General features: G+C 42.5%; 11 protein-coding genes. All 11 read right to left on the reverse strand.

What is annotated here, in order from left to right; all coding sequences use genetic code 11:
- Positions 1-183 precede the first annotated feature (183 nt).
- Genes FQ608_RS19170 through FQ608_RS19220 form a run of 11 tightly spaced genes read right to left on the reverse strand, consistent with a single transcriptional unit; the run spans position 184 to position 15,882 of the window.
- On the reverse strand, positions 184-2,535 hold the full coding sequence (locus tag FQ608_RS19170) for a VWA domain-containing protein (RefSeq protein WP_158860104.1): 2,352 nt from the start codon (positions 2,533-2,535) through the stop codon (positions 184-186).
- A 49-nt stretch (positions 2,536-2,584) separates the two neighbouring features.
- A complete protein-coding gene (locus FQ608_RS19175) occupies positions 2,585-4,219 on the reverse strand; it encodes a contractile injection system tape measure protein (protein WP_158860105.1) in 1,635 nt (544 codons plus the stop codon).
- Positions 4,219-7,578: a hypothetical protein gene (locus tag FQ608_RS19180; protein ID WP_158860106.1), complete on the reverse strand. Its 3,360-nt coding sequence runs from the start codon at positions 7,576-7,578 to the stop codon at positions 4,219-4,221. Before FQ608_RS19180 ends, FQ608_RS19175 begins: the two co-directional genes overlap by 1 nt.
- Before the next feature lie 9 nt (positions 7,579-7,587).
- Entirely contained in the window at positions 7,588-8,658 is a 1,071-nt protein-coding gene (locus tag FQ608_RS19185) for a tail fiber domain-containing protein (RefSeq protein ID WP_158860107.1), read from the reverse strand.
- Between the two features lie 33 nt (positions 8,659-8,691).
- Positions 8,692-11,934, reverse strand: a complete 3,243-nt coding sequence (locus FQ608_RS19190) for a baseplate J/gp47 family protein (protein ID WP_158860108.1) — start codon at positions 11,932-11,934, stop codon at positions 8,692-8,694.
- 4 nt (positions 11,935-11,938) lie between these two features.
- Positions 11,939-12,340 carry a GPW/gp25 family protein gene (locus tag FQ608_RS19195; protein ID WP_158860109.1) on the reverse strand — a complete coding sequence of 134 codons (402 nt, stop codon included), beginning with the start codon at positions 12,338-12,340 and terminating at the stop codon, positions 11,939-11,941.
- A gap of 14 nt (positions 12,341-12,354) precedes the next feature.
- On the reverse strand, positions 12,355-12,639 hold the full coding sequence (locus FQ608_RS19200) for a PAAR domain-containing protein (protein ID WP_199856417.1): 285 nt from the start codon (positions 12,637-12,639) through the stop codon (positions 12,355-12,357).
- A gap of 15 nt (positions 12,640-12,654) precedes the next feature.
- Positions 12,655-14,403, reverse strand: coding sequence for a type VI secretion system tip protein VgrG (vgrG, locus tag FQ608_RS19205; RefSeq protein WP_158860111.1), 1,749 nt, complete (start codon positions 14,401-14,403; stop codon positions 12,655-12,657).
- Positions 14,400-15,167, reverse strand: coding sequence for a CIS tube protein (locus FQ608_RS19210; protein ID WP_158860112.1), 768 nt, complete (start codon positions 15,165-15,167; stop codon positions 14,400-14,402). The genes vgrG and FQ608_RS19210 overlap by 4 nt, the downstream gene beginning before the upstream one ends.
- Complete coding sequence (locus FQ608_RS19215; RefSeq protein ID WP_158860113.1) at positions 15,167-15,355, reverse strand: DUF5908 family protein; 189 nt, start codon at positions 15,353-15,355, stop codon at positions 15,167-15,169. The genes FQ608_RS19210 and FQ608_RS19215 overlap by 1 nt, the downstream gene beginning before the upstream one ends.
- Positions 15,356-15,369: 14 nt before the next feature.
- Positions 15,370-15,882: a phage tail protein gene (locus tag FQ608_RS19220; RefSeq protein WP_158860114.1), complete on the reverse strand. Its 513-nt coding sequence runs from the start codon at positions 15,880-15,882 to the stop codon at positions 15,370-15,372.

The following is a 15,882-nucleotide window of genomic DNA, read 5'->3' on the forward strand; positions in this document are numbered from 1 at the left end:
TTAAAACTCACCTTGGAAGTAATTGGTTAAAATGTTGCATTTGGGATGAAAAAAAAATTCCTTTCATTCCATACTAGGAATGAAAGGAATTTTCTGTAACTATTTTAATTGACATGTTAATTTATCAACAGATTTACCACTTTATTTGAATCTTAAAATTTCCCACCTGTCCGGATTATTTTTTTAACTTTCAGAAAACCGTCTCCACAGAAAGTACAGAATGAGAATTATCAACAACATGATAATCCAAATGGTCCAGGCTGGAAGTCCTAATCCCCATAACCAGCATTCAATTTTCTTGAAAAAAGAAGCGTTGGCCGCATAACAGGAAAGCTGGTTTAAATTCCCTTCAAAGACGGGCAAATCGCTAACATATATGCTTCCAGGACCGCTTAGATTGCCATCAATGGCCAACACATAACTTCCATCCAGATTTTCTTGTATGGATCGGATATTGGCCCCGGATGCAGTAAGGTGAAAGTTCAGACCAAGACCCAATCTTCGTCCCCTTTTGTCGGTAGGTGTAATGGAAAGAAGAAGCTGATTGTCCACTTCATTCACCTCTAAATTGGATTGATTTAGATCCATATCGTCAGGCCGTACCAACAGGGAAAGCCGCTTCTGACGGCGGATGGTATCCCCATCCGCAATATGCTCAATCAAAAATATTAGATTGTGGACACCTGATAGGGTTAGTTCATCTTGGAATTCGCCTGAGTAGGTTCCATCGTTCCCAGCTTCGGAAAGTGAGATTGTATTTGTGGGATTATTGTCGGTGAATTTATCCAGGTAGTCTGGGTTGCTTTGCAATAACTTGCCTAATTTTTGGGTATAAAGTGAACCGGCATCCGGATCTTGGGATGGTTCGAAGGCTTTAATTTCTTCAAGGGCGATAATATCGGCGACATCGTCAGTGGGTCCTATTAGCTGGGCAGTTATTTTTGCACCCGAAAGGGCCTTTCCGAACTTGGTGATTTTTACGGAAGGTTGTACCTTATCGCCGGGTTTAAATTTGTCAGCACCGGAATTAAATTGCATGTCGAGTGAATGGTCATCCGCTGTGGCACTGAAGGTATAGTTGTTCTGAAGGTCGGAGATCTGAATGTTGGAGAGAGGATCCTGATGTATTCCCCTTAGTTCCCAAGTCCCAGGAATTTTAAGACCCGTTCTGTCCAGATTATCCTGGTCAAAGATATAGATAGCCGCTGAACCCAGCATTCTGATTTTCTTGGCAAACTGTGTAACGTCCTGCCCGTCATGCCAGACCGAAAATCTATAAAGCCTGCCTATTTCCCGATCAAACTGAACCTCAAGATAAATTTTTTTGATGTCGTTGTTTATGGTTACCTTTTCGCTGAATCCCTTGGCTGCATTGCCATGGCGCTCCGTTACATTTTGAGGGGAGTTATGGGAAAAAACCTCATTAACAAATCCGGTACTGATAAAGGTGCCAAAAGTTCCGTCATTCCCCGTTGTAGTGGAAAAATAGTTGGTGAGGGGATTGGATGCCATGTTGAGCAATAAGGTATTATAGGCATACGGTAGCGTACCAAATCCAACTGTAAAGATATTTATGGTATAGGGATCTGTTCCGTTGTTAAGAAAGAACGGACCCCCATCTTCCACATATTTCCCAAGGTCTGGATTAAAATCACGCACATTGGGAGGGCGGTTTTGCTCCCCGTCTGTAAATAACATAATTACCCTTAATTTGTTATCATCTACCGGCAATCTGTTGACAGCATCCTTCATAGATGTTCCTATCGCAGTTCCATTTCTCCCCAGGGGCTGCACCTGGTCATCCATAAGTGCCGAAACCTTGGCTTCAAATGCCGCATCCGTGGATGCGACAAATCCGGTTAACATGGCTGCGTCTACCCCGACAGAAGCGGAGGTTTTTATAGCGCCGTCAAAAAGCACTATGGATAATCTGTCACCTGGAATGGCTTCCTCAACCATTTTGGTAGCGACCAAATTAATAGCCGTTTTTAATTTTGACCAGCGGCTGTCGTTGAAGTTTGCGGCTATGCAGGCGGCCCAGTTGTAATCTCCCGGGGGACATTCCATACTTCCAGACCGGTCAAGAACCATGACAAGATCCAATGGCTTCCGAGCAATTGGCAATGAATAAATGGTTTGGCAAATATCTCCGCCAGATTGGGCCTGGATAGTGAATTGCAAATTGTCCATCTCCGGAGCGGGAGTTCCACTTACCGTTACTGTGCTTCCGGAGGCATTGATGTTTATGCCTAAAACTGTTTCATTACTACTGCAGCTGGAGCAAAATTCAAATTCCACACCATTGGCAGTATAGGTAATATTTTCAATGGTCATGGTAGGAGATGCCCCTGTTGCCGTGATATTGATGTTTCCCATTACCGCTTCTTTTAATATTGCGGGGAATTCATGGTTTGCTATTCCACCAACACAGGAAGGGAAATTAAAATCCTGAGCCTGAACCGGACTTTTAACCAGAAGGACCAATAGAATCAATCCATACAGGCCTTTCTCTTGCATAAATGAGAATGTTCGCATCTTTTTTGAATTTAATTTTTACCAATTGTTAACGATTTGTTTTATTTTATTAAGTCCAATCCACGAATATGGCTTTCCTGTTTAACCAAGGTAGACTGACCATTGAAATGCCCCAGGGCAATTTATTTAAAAGAATGTCCTGGGCTTTTTTTTCAACGGCTAGTTTCCAGCCTTCTTTCCTGTAGGTGATTTTCCCTTCCCTGTGAAAAAAACCTTCCCGAAGCCCATCTATGGAGGTATTTCCTAAAATTTCCCAGTGGCGGATTATGGATTCCAACAATTCTCTGGCACTATCCAAAACCGAATCCTTCAAAACAAGTGATTCAAGAGGGTGGTAAATTGGCATCCCACATAGAATTTTTGGAAGTACCATGTCATACTCGGGAATTTGTGCATTGCCGAAGCCCAACCATGTCAATAGGTGAACAGCTTCATCCTGTGAAGTATTACTTTTCCATTGCTCTTCCTCCCAAAATCCAGCCGACTTGAATAATTCCTTTAAAAAGGGATGGACAATCACCAAACCCGCATCCCTGCAAAAAATTGGTTCAGATCCTGCAAAAAGTTCAGGGTCTTCGGTTTTTTTACCGGGTATGCCATTTTCTTTTAGGTAAAAATCAGATAGAAAACTATTTTTATCCAAATCCATTTTTTGATCACTGTTTTCCGTGTTTTTGGAAAAAGTAATTTCGGATGGTTTGGTCCGGGGATGCTTTTTTTCGGGAATATTTGAATCTTTCCAATCGAGGCCACCAAGTTCTTTTGAACCTCGGTTACTCTGCCTGACAGCATAGACCTTCCAAGATTTCTTTAGAATATTTTCCAGCATTCCCACAGCTTTCCGGTCTTTGCCAATTTTGAGGATTTTGTCCATAGACAATACTCCCGATTTGCTTTCTGGCCTGATTGTTTCCCTGAGGGGGCGACTAAATAGTATTAATCTAGACAGTTCGTCGACCAGCCTTGATTCATATTCACCGCGGCTATGGCCCACTGCTAGTGAAATCCAAAATCCCCAATATATTTTATGAAGGTTCCTAAATCCAACGCCTGCTTCAACTGCGGTTTTTTCCAGGATATCCCAAAAAACCTGAATGTCCTTGGAGCCCAATGGGTAGAAATTGGCAATGAATCCGGTCAAAAAATGTTTGTCAAACCAATTGGTTAACCTTGGAATGGCATGTGCATGACTGGAAATCAGTTCAGCAATAAACCCAACTTCCTTTTCGCTTAATTCATTCACCCATTCCCCCTTTAATTTGTTGTTTTGATTTTCTGCCCACCAAGGCAATTGGCCATGGATCAGGTAATGGGCAAATAGGTAACATGTGGTATTTAAGAAAGCTGCGGGTTTTTCTGATTTTTCCGATACATAGGTCTCATATTTGTTTTTGAGACTTGTCATTTGAACCTGCTCTTTCTCCTTTTTCAGTCTTTCACCCAACAAAGCCTTAATTTTTGACTTTATTGCCTCATTACTGAGTCCGTTGATAACTCCCAGGTCAAGTTCAATTTGGTCATACATGTACACTTGGTCCTGACCGGAAGCGTTGTCAAAACATTCCTCTATACAAGGATTGATTACATTATTAAGTAAAGGTTCTATCTTCCCTTCCCAGTGTTGCAAAGAGCTTTGGTCCGGTATGGATAAGTCAAAAATTTCCCTCTGAATAATATGCCGCATCAATGGTCGGTATAGTATTCAAGGTACAATGCGTTTACAATAAGAATAAGCATCTCTTTGGCATCCTCTAATAATGATTGGTCCACCGCATCTGTCATATAAAGATTTAGGAAGTTAAAGTAAGCCTGTTCAAAATTTTCCAGTGATGGGTCTTCACCTGTGGTATTGGATCCGGAAATGCTCCTGTCCACCCAGAGAATTCGGGGAAGGATGTTGGCTGGACAATACCTGCGCAACTGCAATTCGGCATAATGCCTAAATTCTCCATTGCGATAGCGAACGGGTTGATCGGCTATGCGCTCACCATTTTCAATTTCAAAATCTCTTGCATAGCCGGATGGAAGAATTACAGTTAACTGAAATGAGTATGGATCAGCAACATTGGGGATTGTAAATATGGAGTTGCTATTCGATTCGGAATAAAGAAGGTTGTTTTCAAGAAGGAATAAACCCTCTCCACTCAGTTCTCTGTAAATGAAATCCTTTGTCTGTTGAACCCCCTCAACTGCATCAATTACAGAGGTAAATTCCTCCAGGGATCTTGCAAGAATATTTCCATCTGGAAGCACTATTGCAAATCGATAGGAATCCGTTGCAGGATTTTCTACAAGGTAGTTGGATTCCTCCATACCATATTGTATCAATAGCTGCCCGGCGTGGGCTGCAGCAATCAAAGCTTCAGGTTCGGTATCCCCTGAAAAATTATCCACGCTTTCCAATAATACAACCCCTGACAATCCGATTTCCGACCAAAGCCGGAAACGTTTTTCCAATACCGGATTACCATCGATATCATCAAAAATTTCCACGAATTCCGACCAAGGATTGCTAATTGGACGCCTTTGCATAAATTTAACCCCAAGACAATGGTACATTCTCCATTCTAAAGGAATCAGGGCGGTAGAAATCCATAATCGTCTAAAGGTTTCGGCTAGTTGGGCCAGTCCATTTTCCACAAGAATATCGGAATCATAATCTTCCACAGATTCGGCAAGTACCCTGTTTTCGGAGCTTCTTAGCACAATCCTTCTTGTAGCCCCATCTAATATGATGGAATAATTACCCGGTTGGGTAGCTAAAATGAGGACTTGTTTTACAATCCTTTCCACTTCAATTAAAGATTGGGATGATTCAGATTGTCTTAACAAAGGAACTCCCGCACCATTATTTAATACCCAGTCATATACACTTCCCACATGCTGGATTTCTAGGAGATTTTTGTTTCTTTGCAAGAGCTGACCAAATGCTTGCCCCTTGTTCTTATTGAGTTCAGGTAAATCTCTGTAGTAGTCGGATTTTTCTTGAATCAAATTTTTCAGCACCTGAATTTTCTGTATTTGTTGAAGGTCCTGGATTTGGGTTATCGATAAATCAAACCTATCAGGGACATTAGATGCCAGTTGGAAAAGGTAATCCGAACGATGCTTCATTTCTTCGCCTTGAGTCGCCAAAAGGTGATCCAATACCGCGTTTCGTTGCACTAGGAATTGTTCCTCGGTCTCAATGTTATCATGCAAAATTCTTTCATAGGGATTGTTTTTATCCCCCTGAAATTCCTGCCAAGAGATAGTGGAGTCATCAAAACCTTTAATTAATGGGGAAATTTCGGGAATATTATACAAACCTTTTTGAAACAGACTGCGGTCTACATCAGCATCCGAGCTGAAAAAAGTGTTGAAGTTTGACAATTGAGCCTGGCAACCGGCAAGCATTTGTTCAAATAGAAAAAGATACCCCTTGAGCTGTTTTGCTTGAGATTTCCGTAAAGGAGGTGCATTTTCTGGCAGACCTGCTTCTCCCACTCCATAGGTTTTCGGAAGGTCACACTGTATGGGATAAAAATCATTTATCGGAAAAATTTCACCTTGGGGAACAGGTAAATCCAGGTCCGTACGCAATGCTTTCTGCCCATTTAAACTCAATTTTTCTTCAAAAAGCTCCAATACAAGATTTGAGTCATACGGTACTTTTAGACCATTTCGGAAAATGGTGATCCTGCTTTTTGTCACACTGAAACGGGGAACATGATTCTTGCTTTTAACTAAATGCAGGCAATCCCTTGCGCCGGAAGTGATAGGCCTATTGTTTAGGAAATTGGATAAGGTTAGGCTCCTTAAGGCAATAATAGTTCTATTTGCCAAATTTTCGCGTTGGGTCACATCTGAATTCCCCAAATTTCTGGTCTGGTAAATTATTCTAAGAATATCTGAAGCATAGATGGTTTCCATAATCTGATGTTTCCCCAAACTATTTTCTGAAAGAAATCCAGAGTCGGTCACAGGGCCATCAAAAATCCCATCAGCCGTACCGATGAGGTCCAGTTGATCAGAAAGGGAATCCAGCTGGATTTTAGGAGAAATCATCCTATAAATTCTATAAAAAATTTCAGCTAACAATTCTTCAATATTGACTTTGCTTCCTACCTCCAGAAGTGCGGAGATACTTATCTCCTGTAGACGGACGGCGTTAAACTCCCTAATGTCCTCACACATATTCCGATAGGGCATTAGGTACCTTCGTATTTCCCTCATGTTTTCATGTGCGAAAACCACCCTCCGGTTGAGTTGTTTTATTAGGCTTTGATCAGAAGGGCTATTGTCCCCTATGGTCTCTACCTCGGACTGAAGTTCCTGAAGGATGCCCGAGGATTCCAATAGAGGGTCATTCATTAATGTGATTATATTGGCCACTATCCAAAGTTCCATTACCTGTGGGATCCCATTCGGATCAAGGTAATTTATTTCAGCTCTGGCATAATAAGAGTGACCTCCAACAATGTTATTCCATTCATTTCCCGCTGTTCCATTGAGATTTATAGTTTGGATCAAAACATCCTCCCTAAAGGGGGCAATTTCCGGATCACTCCAATGCGGGAATGCCACTTCCACGGTATAGGGCACTGAAATCGGTGGAATATCAAATGCCAAAACAAAATTATTGGAATTCAATTCATCATTATTGAATTCCAGCAACACATTAAACCTGCCCAACGGGGTATTGGCTAAGGGAAAAACCCAGGCATTGGAAACAGTGGGATGGTTGATAAGAATTTTACGGAAGTCCGATAGGTTCACAGGAGCAGTTGGCAAAACCTCAGCTGCGGTAAAGAAACTTGCTTTCTTAAATTCCCCACTGCTGGAAATAAGATCTTTGGCATCCATACCCGCACGTAATCCGGTTTCAGTAAATGCATAGCAGATGGCTTCAAGAATAGTAATTCCAGGATCATGAAGGTTGTGGTCGGTCCAAGTATTGGCTGCCAATTCCTGAATTACATTCAGACCCTGTTGCCTAAGAAAATCGAAATCCTGGCTTTTGAGTTCAGGGGGTTGTTTGGATATGCTTTGGGATTGGTTCATCCTTTAAACCTATTTTGATTTTGCCGCAAGTTGAGATTCTAGTTTTTTAACTCTTTTTTCGAGTTCCTGTATGGCATTGATCATGATATAAAATAGAGGTTGGGTATCATAAGAAAGGTATTCTACATCATCATCTTCACTTTTTTGGGATTTAATGACCATAGATGGAATTACTTTTTGAATATCCTGAGCTATTAAGCCTATCCGCTCTTTGCCGTCCTCGGGTGTTCCCCCCTTTCCGTTGTACTTAAATGTTACCGGCTTTAGTTCAACAAGCTCTTTTAGACCAAATTTAAGTGGTTTTGTATCCTGCTTTAGCCGTATATCCGAAGGCCCAGGAGTAATAGATCCAGTAGCATTGATATTACCAGTAACACTGATATTTCCAAAAACTGACAAGTTCCTATTTTGTGTAGGAGATCCAAGCGCAGTATTTCCATTAAGGTTAATACTCGCTGAAGGGCTCATGGTGATGTTGCCAGCATTGGTAATTTGCATTCGGACCACATTGTTTTGTCTTAAAGAAAGGGTAGCACTGCTGCCTGAATTGAGTGCTGTATTTCCAAGTGAATCCTGCCGAACGGCATAGTTTTCGGAATTGACATTGTTTCGGTGTGCTAAATATGCGGCATCATCAAGCGGTCCATTGTGAAAAATGGTATTCCCTAGCCGTACCTGTTCCGATGCACCTGGTAGGTTTGCGGCCAATGGTACATCCAATCTATGGGCAGGATCTTCTGGAAATTCCCCTATACCTACATTTCCTCCTGCGAATGCAACTCCATTTCCATCAGGAACCGGAACAAATGCCCCGCCACCTTCCCCAGCAATAGCACCCCAGGTGCCTGCACTGAATACCTCCACCTGGCCAGCGGTAAACCGCAAGGTACCTTCTTGTCCATTGGTAGCATTTGAGAGATTCAGACCCGCTGGTATGGTCAAATTACCGTTGGTGTCCAGTTGAATATTGTCATCTACTTTGTTGATTGCAGAATCAATTAGATCTGAAAAATTTGATCCGGTAGGTCTTGCCCCGTCTTCAAATCTATCAAATAAGTAACTTCTACTTCGATTAGCCATGATTGCATGAAAATTAATGTTAGAATTAAATTTTTAAGAAACTAAGATGAAATCCAAACCGACCACCATTTGTCCTATGCCAATTTCCTGGGTACCTATACAAATATCCTCGGAATGGACACCAATTCTGTGGTGGGTATTTGATACCAAAATGGCATCCGGTCTGGATGCTGCGGCAATTTCCACCGGTACGCCAATTACAAAATCACTGTTGATGATTTTACCTGACCCTGGAGGACCAATGGTTGGTTCAGGGGTAAGTGCTACCTCAAAATCCAGATCTATCTGCATTTCGCTAATTCCACCAAAATCGCTACCTGAAAAGCGGTGATAAATTGCAAAATCAATTATATAGTCCACATACTGCCTCCCTTCAATAAATGCCTGTATTTCTGAGGAATGGATTTTACCCCCAAATACAATATCCTCTCCTTCATCATAGGACCAGGGACTAAGAAACTTTTTCAAATCTTCATTCAATTGATACGTATAAAATCCAGGATCATAGCCCGTCAAAAAGGAGATTTTGCAATCAACCAATATGGTTTCATAAACCGGATTGGAGACTTCTGTTTGGGTAAAGGGAGATACAGAATAAGAGTCAATAAAATCTTTAATTGTTCTTAGGAATGCACTGTTGGCTTTTGGTTGTAAAGGGTTGCCTGTAGGCTTTTTTCTCCAATCCGGGACAACGACCAACTTTACGCTGCCAGGTACCATCTGATTGTTGATATCCGTATGTGGCAAGGCCTTTACTTTGAAAATTTCAGGAAAGGTTTCAAGTACTAGGCGTTCAAAATCCCAGCCTGTCACGGCTCTATTCCTATGCCTTAACCTTTCATGTACCCGTTGATGGTACTCCCAATCTGTTTCAGACGGCCTTCCTGATGCGGATGGAATCGGTTGATTCACTTTCTTTATCGCCGCCTGTTTAAGCTTGAGGGATTTAATGGTGTTGGCAGGCAGCGGGTTAGAGAGATGTTGATCTATGTTTATTCCTTGGTTCTCCCAAAAAAGGGTAGCACTGGCGGATTGGGCAAATATCTGTTGAATGTCCGCGGCACCTTCCGAATTAGAATCAATACTAGCTCTTATCCAATGGAAATTTTCCGGCATCAGAAAATGCTTTGAAGTGGCATCCGGTCCCAACACCAGTCTTATGAGTCCGGAAACCTGGAACCCCTCCGTCTTATCCTCAAGGATATTGTTTTTGGGGATTTCTTTCCATTGGGCTCCTGCCAGATACTCCCATTTTATATCTGAGGATTGCAACATTTCCGTTCCAGGGGTACTTCCCTCGTCGATCTGAAAGAAAAGAGAAATTATCTGGGATGCTCCGGCGTTTTCCAGCCCAATATAAAACGCGCCTTTATAGGGATATTTTGGCACCAAATTCACCGTTTCCGATTCCTTTGACTCGGAAGCACCAAAAACATCCAACGTAAAGAAACGGTCTATTCCATTGGGGAAATTTGGCCTAAATTTTTCACTTGCGCTATAATCCAATTTAACTGAAGATAAGATTGGGGTGTAAGGGGGTTTAGGCAGTGCGACGCTACTATCCCCTGACGCAATCTGTAAGGCGTGTTGGGTAGTAATCGGGATAAAGCTGGAATGACCAAAAGCTTCCAATGGGGCATAGGCAGGCAAATTGTCTAAATCAGTTTTGGTCGGTCTGGTAAGTACTATTTTAATAAATCCCTGTTGCTGGTTTTGGCTGTATCTGTTACCAATGTCGAAGTTCGATTGGCGGGAATAGCTCTTATACAACGTAATTTGTTCTACCTGGCTCTTGTTGACAGGCATCTTTTGTGGGTTTTGAATATTGTAGGGGTTAAAAAGCCTGTGCTTGTAAGGGGTTAGCAAATGCCAGGATTTACCGGACAGCAGATATAAATCTGCCTGAAAGACACTGTTGTTAACTCTTGGGTTACCATATTCCAAGTAATGGGTTGCCATATCATCCGGAACATCTTTCCATTCTAAATTGACATCCAAGCTGGTAATTGATTTGGAAAAAATTTCATTACTTCCAATATAGAAATTGCTTTTTAGAGTAGGGGCATGGCCGAAAGGGACAACAGGGGAATCTATTGATTGGAGGGATTGATCATTTTGAATAACGAGATCCCTGATTCCTGTAACCTTCACCTCCATTTCTACTTCAGTTAAATAGAGCCTACTTAGCAAAGACTGAAAATGTGTTGCCGCTTTTACGGTCATTGACCATGCAGGTGAATTGGTATCTAGTTTTTTCTGATGTATTTCTTCCAGATAACCGATGATTGGCGGGGAAGACTCTTTAAATTCGACAACAATGGTAAGGGTAAGATTTAAGGAATTCTCCTCATTAGGGACAAGGGATGCCGATAGAATCCTGTCAGGAGAAATCCAACCCTTTTCAGCAGTCATTTGGATGTCCAGCGTATGTCTAAGATCATATTCTGATTCCGGTTCGTTGGACTGGAGGTGAAATATTACAGAAACTGTTCTGAGCCCTTCCGCAAGGTTGAAATGGGGTGAAGCTATCGCACATCCCAATGAGGCCGGTTGAATCAAGGGATCTTCTTTTATATTATGTGCCTGATGGGGTCCAAATGGCCTCCACCCAGATTCTAAACCAACTATTTTTCTGGCATCCATTGCCTTATAAATGGTGTGCCTTCCAAATATATCCTCCTCGATATAATCTAATAGAATGGATCCAATTTTGGATTGGGTAACAATACATTCACTGTCCAGTGCATACAACAACGGAACGCCTTCCGGGGAGACTCCTCCATCAAGTAGGGTTCCTTTCTCCAATCTGAATGGTAACCTGTCTTTAGCCAATTCAAAATACACATGAACTCGGTCCAATGCCAAAGGTCTGCGCTTAATTCGCAAGACTTCCTCAAAATAAAAGTTCAATCTTTTTGCTGTTAGTTTATTCAGATCTTCCTGCACATAGGCAAAAATCTTTAAAAATGCCATTATCAACGCAAGGTGCGGTGGACAGTTCTTCTCAACTGAAAAAAGCTTGTTTAGTTGGCTTTCATCCAAAACCCCGTTTCCATCCGTAAATTCCAACAGAAAGGATTTCCAGGTTCCCTGGGGTTGGTCATTCAGCCCAAAGAATTTAATCTCTTCGCTTAAGGCAATTAAAAAACGCAGAATATCCTGCTTGGATCGACCATCAATTTTTACAGCAGAAGGATCCAGGGAAAGTAGCCTTCTGTCCAATTGGTTAACTCCGTCGGTCGATAATAGATACTTGAAAATTTTTTTATCGCTCATTTAATTATATCTCATTTAAATAAAATGGATAAACCAGATTGCCCCTGGTGTTTGTGCTTCTTATGGTGTAGTCTATTTGGATTTCTATCCTGCCAGATGTGTTTTCATCAGGGATTAACCGAACGAAATTCAGGTTTATGCGAGGTTCAAAAAACAATAAAGCCATTTCTATTTCACTTTGGATGGAAGTGGCGGCCGTTGTGGTCAATGACTCAAATATCCATTTGTCCCGTTTCCATCCAAAGGAGGGATGCAATACCCTTTCACCCAGTTCGGTGGATAGTATTATCTCCAAACTGCTTTGAATATCGGCCTCTCCTTCCACCATTTCGATTTCCCCATTTACTTTGTCGAAGACTGGAGGAAAACTCCATCCCCTTCCTAAAAATTGACTGTCTCCTGCCATAATGCTTAAAGTTTTTAACCGATTAATACTGTAAATTCACCTACGACAATGGTGCCGCCGTGTGCTGTACTGTCTCCCAACCTTGCCGCGGGCTTCCCACCTATCAACACAGTAGCGGAGCCCGCGATTACCGTATCAGGAGGTCCGGTACAGGTGAGCATGTCTCCAAGCCTTAAAGCTGGCATACCTCCAATTAAAACTGTCGGCTCTCCCGGAGGTAATGCCGGTCCTCCGACATGAGGTACCGTCCCGGTCACCATGGGGCATACGTGCATATCACCGGATCTTGCTGCGGGCATCATATTTCTAGTATTTTAGTTTATCTGAACTAGGCTTCCCTTGATAACTGTAACTGCACTGGAAGAAATTTCCAGGCCTGCCGCACCCTCTGCTTTCCATTGGGTGCCGGCCTTAAGTTCAAGTTCAGTGGAGCTTTCTACTTTCACCATTCCGGAAGCTTTTAAAATAAGGTCACCACCACTTTCCAGGCTTAACCCACTCGAAGACATAGTTATTTTATTATTATTGCTATCCGCGAGGTGCAGCTCCCCTGCATCATCATCCAAAAGGATGCTATTGCCTGCCGGAGTTAGGATTTCCAGTTTGGTAGATTCATCGTCAAACCTAATATGCATCCCTGATCTGGAATATAACCCTCTGATTTGATTGTCATCGGTAGTTTCCTCCGGACGGCTATTGGAACTGCTATGTAACATTCCCAATATCAGGGGGAAACGGGGATCATCATTTAAGAATCCAACTACCACTTCGTCCCCTATATCAGGAAGAAAAAAAGACCCACGTGAATTTCCGGCGTCCATCGTAGCCAATCTAGCCCAGGCACCTTCATCAGTTAGGTTGATGGAAGGAACTTTGATCCTTATTCTCAGTTCACCCAAGGGGTCCCCCTCCAAGGCGGTGACTACGCCTGTTTGAAGTCCGTGTACGGGTGCCAATAATCCGTTTGCGGGAAGGGAGGAAGTTTGGTAGCGCTGGGCATGTGTTTCGTCCGAATACCCAAATTCAATATCAGTTGTCCAGTTTCCCTTTCCGATTTCATGTCTTACGGCACCCACCCAGACGGGGCCATTGAAGCGGTCTCCAAATCCTTCCAATTGGATGGTTTCCCCAGGTTTAATCTGGGAAAATCCCTGAACCCGAACTCTTCCTCTTGTGAAAGCCATTCGGCTACGGAGAAGCGTGGCATCAGACCATTCTTGGAGTTCGTCAGTCGTCATAGCTGCCCCATGTTTTAAAAACTGACTGTCAGCCCCAACGGCAGCTGCGAGTTCCTCTGTGGAAAGATTCCCATTGGTAGTCCAGGTCGGCTCCATACTTTCGGCTTCTGCGTAATCCTGTTCAGAAGGGTTCCAGGAGTGGGACAGAACCGCTCCCAGCTGTTTTCGGGCATCAATTTCAGCATCAAATTCAATGACATTTGTTCCAAAACGGATAATTGAGGTCGCCGAAGCATTGATGGAGGGTTTTATTGTCGAAAAACCTGTTTCGTCCACGCTGCAAACCAGGCCGTTTGCTTCCATTCGCATAACAATGAAATCCCAATCATTGCAGTCAAACTGGACCAGGTCATTGTGGATTACGTTTGTTGTGGCGATTTCGCTTATCGGAATCTCATATTCCCCTAAAATCTCATTCAAGGCATCACTGTCTTTCATATCCACAAAGTGCCTGCTCCTTTTTACCGTGGTCATCCTGATGGATTTGTCCTTACAGACTACTTTCAATTCCAAACGGCTATTTCTTACCTTGAGTGACTGACTTATTACAATACCGGAAAATATCAAATCATCCTCTCCATAATAGCCTGCTAAAATGGATATTTCATTCCCGGGAGAAAAATAGGTTTCGCTGCTTAATTTCCATTCGCCTGTTGAAGCATCCCCATCAGCCAAATAAATGCACGCGTGGGGTACCCTGTTGATTTCTTTGATTACTTCTATTGCAAATACCGGATAATGTCTAGGAAAGACTTCATCGTTAACTTCAATGGAAAAGGATACTAGGCCTGTACTTGCTGGAATTGGTAAAAGTGATGTGGTCATTTTACTTTCTTTTCAATTGGAGGTAAGGACAAAGGGGTACCCGCTTTAAGATTTCTGAAGTTGTATAAATTATTGGCTTTTGCCACCTCTATATAGTATTTAGTTGATCTGTAAATCTTATTAACCATCAGGGGTAGCTTATCCCCTTCATGGGCAAGACGGAGGTGGGTTAAATCCGGGGAACTGTCCTGGTCCAACAATTTCCTGAACTGGTCGGGAATGGAGCTTGTGAACGTTGCATTTGCCAGGGCCCTTAATGGATCTCCGGTTGGGGTGAACAGTTTATACTGTATGGATAATCTGGTGAGAACGCCTATAAAACTAAGCTTTCCCCAGGCAAGTTTTAATAAAGATGGTCTATGATCTTTACCCTTATAATCCACCACCTTAATGAATCGTTTTAATTGTGTTACCACATCATCCTCCTTCTCGCCACTTAGCAGTTCAGCTAAGGCTCCTGCCAAAGGAACACCGGTAAGTGGGCCCGGAGCTTTAGGGATCACACCAGTCCCATCAAATAGGAATTCAAATTCCATAACATGAGGCTCGGTTCCAGCATGTTTTGCCTCACAATTGGTATCCCCATGTCCAGACTGACAACTGTAATTAACCTTGTAGTTGAAATTGTAACTTTCCGGATTGACCTGAACATTAAACTTCAGTTCTTCCTCCTCACTTTCAATGATCTTACCGTTACTGTCAACCTCCACAACCTGGATATACATTTTTTCGAGACTGCCACTATCAAAGGGGTTTTTGATCATCAGCGCTCTTTTTTACGTTCCAAAATTTCCATAACCCTTTCCGTACTGTCCGCCAAGATGTTGTCCAATTGACCCGAATTTCCTGACATTCTTTCCTTACCGTGGGAAATGGCACTTCTCCCATTTTCCCCCTGGTGAGTGTCTTCCACAGTTGCTCTTACTATCAATTCTTTGACTACTATTGCCATAGTGTATTGTTTATTTAAAGGCCAATATTGATGTCCACTGAACCTGTTAAACCCGCCGCCAAATCCAAGCCTATGCTTACCGGATCGTAGTATTTAAAATGCTGGTAGGACAAAACCAAGGTTTCCACCACTATTTCACTGTTTTGGGCGTTGAAACCTGAGACCTCAAGCCGTTTTGGTATGGCATTGATAAGGTACCAATTGTATAAGGGTACGTGGTCTGCGTTCATCAGGGATATCATAACGTTGGATGGAGAAAACTGAAATTCATCAATGGCCTGTCGGCACCAATGTAAAATACCTGAGCCAAGAAATTTACCGCGTTTCAGCGTAACATCCCCAAACTTTGTCCTTACAGGCAAATTGTGTACAAAACGTTGTTCCCCTCCTTCCACTCTGGTTTCCATTTCCATTTCCACGCTCAATCCTGAAACCTCCTGGAATTTCACATCGTTTGGAAACTGTGGAAAGATTTCAAATAGAACCAAGAAATGAAAACCCACCTGTGGCGTATCAAATGCCGACAT

This window comes from Lunatibacter salilacus (assembly GCF_009797935.1).
Classification (GTDB): Bacteria; Bacteroidota; Bacteroidia; order Cytophagales; family Cyclobacteriaceae; genus Lunatibacter; species Lunatibacter salilacus.